The organism is Pelomicrobium sp., assembly GCF_036803785.1.
Taxonomy (GTDB): domain Bacteria; phylum Pseudomonadota; class Gammaproteobacteria; order Burkholderiales; family UBA6910; genus Pelomicrobium.
The window spans coordinates 1-2,554 of record NZ_DAIRTR010000232.1; the positions used below are offsets into that span (position 1 = coordinate 1).

General features: G+C 68.1%; 4 protein-coding genes and 1 pseudogene. All 5 read right to left on the reverse strand.

Annotation, left to right across the window (positions count from 1 at the left end):
- A pseudogene (locus V7Q81_RS15645) lies at window positions 1-125 on the reverse strand (recombinase RecA); the annotation flags it as partial.
- 262 nt (window positions 126-387) lie between these two features.
- Window positions 388-654 carry a YkvA family protein gene (locus tag V7Q81_RS15650; protein WP_333845188.1) on the reverse strand — a complete coding sequence of 89 codons (267 nt, stop codon included), beginning with the start codon at window positions 652-654 and terminating at the stop codon, window positions 388-390.
- The gene (locus V7Q81_RS15655) at window positions 651-1,145 is read right to left on the reverse strand and encodes a CinA family protein (protein ID WP_333845191.1); all 495 of its coding nucleotides are present in this window, start codon (window positions 1,143-1,145) and stop codon (window positions 651-653) included. The genes V7Q81_RS15650 and V7Q81_RS15655 overlap by 4 nt, the downstream gene beginning before the upstream one ends.
- 5 nt (window positions 1,146-1,150) lie before the next feature.
- A complete protein-coding gene (locus V7Q81_RS15660) occupies window positions 1,151-1,654 on the reverse strand; it encodes a phosphatidylglycerophosphatase A family protein (RefSeq protein WP_333845193.1) in 504 nt (167 codons plus the stop codon).
- Window positions 1,638-2,554: thiamine-phosphate kinase (thiL, locus tag V7Q81_RS15665; protein ID WP_442954862.1), on the reverse strand; the 917-nt coding region annotated here is incomplete at its 5' end. The genes thiL and V7Q81_RS15660, both read right to left, overlap by 17 nt.

The following is a 2,554-nucleotide window of genomic DNA, read 5'->3' on the forward strand; positions in this document are numbered from 1 at the left end:
GTGGACACCACCTGGATGTCCCGCGCCACCTCGGCTTCCCCCATGCGCATGATGGAGCCTTTGCCGAACTGCTTTTCGATCTGCGACAGCGCCGCCGCCAACGCCTTGCTCTTGTGGTCGTCCATGGATGCCCCGTGCCTCGTGAACCGGATGACAAGAGAAATCAAAATTATGGCATAAGCGTCCCTGGGCGTCAGGTGACCGCCTTGGGTCCTCGGATCCGATCGGCGGGGGCGTCTGCGTAAAAAGGCCGGGCTAGCGGATCCAGGCCCAGGCCGCGAGCCCGAGGGACGCCACCGCCGCGATCCACAGGCCCACGATGACCGCCGCGGCGGCTCGGGATACCGGCTTTGTCCCGGCGAATACACCACTGGCCCGGTCCCGGCATTATTCCTCCAGCACGTCGGCGGGCACCATGCGCAGGGCCAGCAGGAGGGCAAGGGGCAGCAAAATGACCTCGTCCAGATAACCCAACACCGGCACGAAATCGGGGATGAGATCGATGGGGCTCAAGGCATAGGCCACGATGAGGCCCACGAAAAGCTTAGCGTACCAAGGGGTGCGGGGATGCCGGGCGCACAGGTAGAGGGCGTAGACCTCCCGCTTGAGCGCCTGCGCTCGGGCGCGCCACGACTCGCCGAAAACCCGGTTCATCCGTCGCCTCGGGCGCATCGGGCGATCCCCTCCAGGGCCGCCTCCACCGCCTGCCGGCGCACCGCTTCCCGGTCTCCAAGAAAGCGGTGGGTTTCGACTCGGGTAGGCCTACCTCGAACCGCCCAAGCGATGCACACCGTGCCCACCGGCTTCTCCCGGGTACCGCCGGTGGGGCCGGCGATACCACTGACCGCCACCGCCAGCTGGGCGCGGCTGCGCTCGAGGGCCCCGTGGGCCATCTCTCGCACCGTCTCCTCCGACACCGCTCCATGGCGCGCCAAGGTATCGGAGCGTACCCCGAGCAGCTCCTGCTTGGCCAAGTTCGAATACACCACGAAACCCCGGTCGAACCAGGCCGAAGCGCCGGGCACCGTGGTCACCGCCTGGGCGATCCAGCCCCCGGTGCAGGATTCGGCGGTGGCCACCATCCATCCTGCCCTTTGCAGGGCCCAGCCCGCCTCCTGCGCCAACCGCAAGAGCCTCGCGTCCATGGCGTCTACCCCGTAAGCGCCCGCCAAGCCGCCAGGACGATCAGGGTGTAGAAGGCCGCAACCAGGTCGTCCAGCATGACCCCGAAACCGTTCTGAAATCGCCGCTCCAGGTGACGGATGGGCGGCGGCTTCACCACGTCGAACAAACGAAAGAGCAGGAAGGCACAGACCTGCCAAAGCAGGGCGGGCGGCGCGAAAGAGAGTAGGAGCAGAAACGCCGTCATCTCGTCCCACACCATGCCCCGATGGTCATGGACCCCCAAGGCACGGCCCGCCCGGTCGCATGCCCACACGCCCAGGGCGAACATGACAGCCACCAAGGCAAGCAACGAGGCAACCTCCATTCTCGGGGCAAGCCACTGGTAGACCGGTAGCATGGCCAGGCTGCCAAAGGTGCCCGGGGCGGCGGGGATTTTGCCGAGCCCGAAGCCGAAAGCGATGAGCTGGGCCGGATCCGCCCGCAGCTCTGCCCAGGAAGGCCTTCTTCCCGAGTTAACGGAAGTGGTCAAACCCCATCCTCTCGAGAGCGATCGGCGCACCGTCCTCCCCCCGGAGGATGAGGCCGCGCTCGGCCGTGATGCGTCCAATGGGCGTCAAGGGCAGCCCCAGCTCCCGCCCCAGCTCTTCGAGCAGCCGGCGAACTCCCGGTGGAGCGGTGAACAGCAGTTCGTAGTCGTCCCCCCCCGCCAGCATGCATTGGGCGGCGAGCGCGCGGTCGGTCAAGCGCGCCATCACCGCCGAGCGGGGCAGCTGGGAGAATTCGACGATCGCGCCCACCTCCGAACGCTCCAGGATGTGCGCGAGATCCTGGGCGAGACCGTCCGACACGTCGATGGCGGCGTGGGCGATACCGCGCAGGGCGAGGCCCAGCGCCACCCGGGGGGTGGGGGTGTCCAAACGGGCGAGGCAGAAGGCCGCATCCTGGGGATCGAGGGCAAGGCGCCGGCGCAAGTGGGCCAGCGCCAAGGCCGCATCGCCTACGGTCCCCGATATCCATATGTCATCGCCCGCCCTGGCTCCGTCGCGCCGCAGCGCTTCTCCATCCGGCACCTCACCGAGCACGGTGACGCACACGTTGAGCGATCCGTGGGTGGTGTCGCCCCCCACCAGATCTACCCGGAATTGGGCCGCCAGGTCCATGAAGCCGCGGGCGAAGGCGCCCACCCATGCTTCGTCCGGCTCGGGCAGGGCCAAGGCCAGGAGGGCCCAACGGGGCTGAGCCCCCATGGCCGCCAGGTCCGAGAGGTTGACTGCGAGGGCCTTGCGGCCCAGCTTCTCCGGATCGGCGTCGAGGAAGAAATGCCGTCCGGCCACCAGCATGTCCGTGGAGACCACCAGCTCCTGGCCCGGGGTCGGCTTCAAGAGGGCCCCGTCGTCCCCCACGCCCAGCACGGTACCGGGGGCGGGAT

Bases quoted from the DNA above. Each gene is read 5' to 3' on its own strand.
- V7Q81_RS15650 (WP_333845188.1), bottom strand. From the start codon at position 654: ATGAACCGGGTTTTCGGCGAGTCGTGGCGCGCCCGAGCGCAGGCGCTC.
- V7Q81_RS15655 (WP_333845191.1), bottom strand. From the start codon at position 1,145: ATGGACGCGAGGCTCTTGCGGTTGGCGCAGGAGGCGGGCTGGGCCCTG.